The organism is Phenylobacterium sp. (assembly GCF_035276905.1).
Lineage (GTDB): Bacteria > Pseudomonadota > Alphaproteobacteria > Caulobacterales > Caulobacteraceae > Phenylobacterium.
Window position 1 is genome coordinate 1 of record NZ_DATELG010000062.1, and the last position, 2099, is coordinate 2099.

3 protein-coding genes are annotated in these 2099 nt (G+C 66.7%); 1 reads left to right on the forward strand and 2 read right to left on the reverse strand.

Annotation, left to right across the window (positions count from 1 at the left end; translation table 11 throughout):
* Positions 1-204, reverse strand: a 204-nt coding sequence (locus VJS38_RS02405; RefSeq protein ID WP_324086554.1) for a hypothetical protein, incomplete at its 3' end; no start/stop codon positions are given.
* Positions 205-558: 354 nt separating this feature from the next.
* Here VJS38_RS02405 and VJS38_RS02410 point away from each other — a divergent pair.
* On the forward strand, positions 559-1080 hold the full coding sequence (locus VJS38_RS02410) for a M48 family metalloprotease (protein WP_324086555.1): 522 nt from the start codon (positions 559-561) through the stop codon (positions 1078-1080).
* A gap of 67 nt (positions 1081-1147) precedes the next feature.
* On the opposite strand, the gene VJS38_RS02415 is transcribed toward VJS38_RS02410, so the two are convergent.
* On the reverse strand, positions 1148-2020 hold the full coding sequence (locus VJS38_RS02415; RefSeq protein ID WP_324086556.1) for a S1/P1 nuclease: 873 nt from the start codon (positions 2018-2020) through the stop codon (positions 1148-1150).
* Positions 2021-2099: the final 79 nt, after the last annotated feature.

Here is a 2099-nt window from a genome sequence, read left to right on the forward strand (position 1 = left end):
ACCCAACGGAGTTCTTTCGCCCGCTGCACTCTGGTCGCGGCGCCCCGCAGGGCGCGGCCTTTCAGGCAGTCCATGGAAGCGCCACCACGAGAGCATCTCGAGGAGCTCGGCTTCCGGCGGCAGGCCCTTGGCCCGGCAAAGCGACAGATAACTGCGCCGGCTCTCCCGGCGGTTGGCTTCGCGGCGCTTGAAGGTGTCGAACATCGCGAGCCGCTACCAGCGGCGGTGAAGTGGAGCGGGAGGTGGCAACCTCGGTCCACGCGAAAGCCGCATGACCGCACCAAGCATCAGCCACGGGGCAGCCGATCGCCTTCGGCGCGGCCGTGATAAAACAAAGGGTAAGGCAAGTAGGAGTAACCACCACATGGCCAACTTCCCTCAAGTTGCTGAGAACTTTATCACGGCTTGGGTCCGGGTCTATCAACCAATACAAATGGCGGGTTGAATTTAACTGCTTTCCTCGAAGATGTCGTCCGACGTGGCGATGATCGCGCCCGCGACGTTGAACCCAGGCGTGACAAGCGCGATATGTCGAAATCAACTCCGGCGAGCGCGACGATGACCGAGCGGCTGAAGACAGCGTGGCGCAATGAATTCGCGCCGCTCGTCGGCGACCGGCGGGGGCTTCGCCCTGTCCTGTTCTTCCTCCCGGATTGGTGGCCGGGCCGGCATGCGGCCTTTGCCTACTTCAACGTCATCGCAATCGGGCCGGGCCTGGTCGGCGCGCCTGAGCCGGTGCGCAGATACATTCTCGGCCACGAGCTCGGTCACATCGACCGCCATCACACGAACGGCCAGGTGCTCTACTGGCTCGGTGTGCTCGCGGCCGTGCTCCTTGGCCGGATGCTGCCGCCCGCCTTCCACCTTGCCCCGATCTGCCTGGTCTTGATCGTCGCGGTCCTGTGGATCACGCGCGGCGAGGCGAAGAGAGAGTTCGAGGCCGACGACGAGGCCGCCGCCCGCTACGGCGACCACACGGTCATCACCGGGCTGACGTGGATGCAGTCTCGACGCGCCACGCCGGTGCCAAAACTGAACGCCCTGCGTCTCGAGCGACGTCGCGATCACGCGCGTGTCTGATCCAAAGGGCCAATGAGCTCCCGGTCCGGCCGCGGAACTGTCGTCAGAAACTCCCTTCATCTGACGGTTAGCGGCCGGCCGAGAGGGCGCGGTTGAGCACCGTCGCGAGCCGGATCCCCGCCCGGCTGAGCTGCTGGGCGGTGACCGCCTTCGCTTGGTCCTGATAAGCGCCCGAAAGCGGCGTCGCTTCGCCTGGGACGCAGGCCAACGGGCCGCCGTAGCTGTAGACAGCGCTCCGCGCGACCCGAAAACTCTCCAACGCCCAGTCCTCGGTCTTGCCGCGCGACCAGGCCGACACCTGCGCCGGCGTGATGTTGCGCTCGAGGGCGGTCGCCACCGCCTGCGGATCCCGTCCCATCTCCGCGACGGGCACGCCGTCCCAATAGGCGTGGAGGCTCGTCACTTTCGCGGGGCCGAGACGGACGTGCATTAGGGCCGAGGTGTAGCGGACCCGCTCGCAGTTGCCGCCACGATCGTGGGAGTCGGCGGCGTGCAGCGGCTGATGCAGGTCGCCGACCAGATGCAGCACCATCTTGAGCGCGAACACCCGTTGCCAGTCGGAGAGCCGGCTGTTCGCCAGCTCAGATTCGAACAGGTTGAGCTTGTCCACGATGCAGCTCGCGCCGCTTCGTTTGCATGCCGCATAGAAGTCGGGCCTGTTGAGCTCGAGGTCGACATAGTGCCAGCCGGCCGTCTCCGGATGGGTCGACCGCCACCTGTCCGCCCAGGTCGACCGGGCCGCCATGTCAGGCGCTGTGAGCGGATCCCGATCCTCCGCCAGCAGCTGGTCGACGCGGGCCCGCACAGGCGGGGCGAGGTGATCACGGGCGATCAGCGCGATAATTTCGTGCCCCTCATCGCCCCACGCCCATGCGGGCCCGGCCGAGACCATGGCGGCCGTCGCCGCGACACAGAGGCCCAGGATCCAAGCTCGGCTCATGAAAGGCTCCGATCTGTTCGGACGGTGAGGGTGACCCGCTCGACGTCGAAGCCGGCCAGTTCGGCCGCCCGGCGGATCT